This window comes from Pedobacter sp. 01N416 (assembly GCF_056399685.1).
Genome location: NZ_JBFTRT010001064.1, coordinates 1 through 532, shown reverse-complemented (window position 1 = coordinate 532; position 532 = coordinate 1). Strand labels below are relative to the sequence as shown.

Genomic DNA, 532 nt, shown 5'->3' with positions numbered 1-532 from the left:
TAATAATATAGGGCAAAGTGATCAAAACCACCCATACCAGAATGTGCAGGGTAATTTTTATCCACTTTTTGGAGAAATTAATCGTCATTATTTTTTCTTTGGCGCTTTGCATCGCTAAGTTATTATTTATTATGTTTTTTTTAATGTGTTTCTTCATGCCGATCCGATAGCTATCTGATTTATTTCAAGGTAAATGCGAAATGTTTTAAGATCCCCGCCTGCGCGGGAATAACTATACTTTTGTTTGGATACTTAATACTACTCGTATCTTAATGCATCGATAGGATCTAAATTAGATGCTTTTTTGGCTGGATAATAGCCGAAGAAAACACCTGTAATGGCACATACAACAAAGGAAATAATAATTGAAGATTCAGCAATTAAAATTGGCCAGTTTAAGAAATAGGAGATGAGGTACGTTGAACTTACACCCAAAACTACTCCGATAATTCCGCCGGTAATGCTGATTAAAATGGCCTCTATTAAAAATTGCATCAAAACATCTTGTCCGCGGGCACCTATTGACATACGC

At 35.5% G+C, this 532-nt stretch carries 1 protein-coding gene; it reads right to left on the bottom strand.

Translation table 11 applies throughout. The annotated features are described in order from the left end of the window. Window positions 1-258 precede the first annotated feature (258 nt). The coding region (locus tag AC1DND_RS29250) for an ABC transporter permease (RefSeq protein ID WP_477586528.1) at window positions 259-532 on the bottom strand (274 nt) is incomplete at its 5' end.